The sequence below is a fragment of the Streptomyces sp. NRRL WC-3549 genome, from assembly GCF_000721935.1.
GTDB lineage: Bacteria > Actinomycetota > Actinomycetes > Streptomycetales > Streptomycetaceae > Streptomyces.
In genome coordinates, this window is the sequence record NZ_KL585398.1 from 116,120 (window position 1) to 116,667 (window position 548).

Sequence of the window (548 nt, forward strand, 5' to 3'; positions counted from 1 at the left end):
CCTCCCGGCCGGGAGGCGCCGCCGCTGTCGTCGTCCGGGCCGGACCCGGCGTCAGGCGCGTGGTACGACGGCACCGGACCCCGCGTCCACCACCTTGCGGTCGCCCAGCGGCGCGTCCAGCGTCACCGTCCGGGTCAGCTCCTTGGCGATCATGACGCACGCCTTGCCGGGCTCCGGCTCCGACTCGGTGACCGTGACCCGGACCGTCGAACCGTCCTCCTCCACGTCCGCGTCGTACGCACTGCACACCCCGCCCCAGAACGTCACGTCCAGGGTCCGGCCGTCCGCGCTGTACGAGAGGACCCGGCGGTCGCCACCGGAGGCGGGCCCGTCCGTCGGGCGGGCGCTCTCCCCGGTCAGGTACGCCGGATCCACCGCGACCCGGGCCACGGTGGTCACGGCGCCGCCGTCCGCCGGCCGCAGGGAGAAGAGCCACGAGGGGACGAGCACCGGCTCGCCGTCCGCGTACCGGGCGGAGAGCCCCAGGACCGCCTTCTCGACGGTCACCGTCGTGACGGGCCGCGCCGAACCGCTCCGCGAGACGCAGC

General features: G+C 75.9%; 1 pseudogene. It reads right to left on the bottom strand.

The window, feature by feature from the left end:
* Positions 1-51 precede the first annotated feature (51 nt).
* A pseudogene (locus IH13_RS0114855) lies at positions 52-548 on the bottom strand (hypothetical protein); the annotation flags it as partial.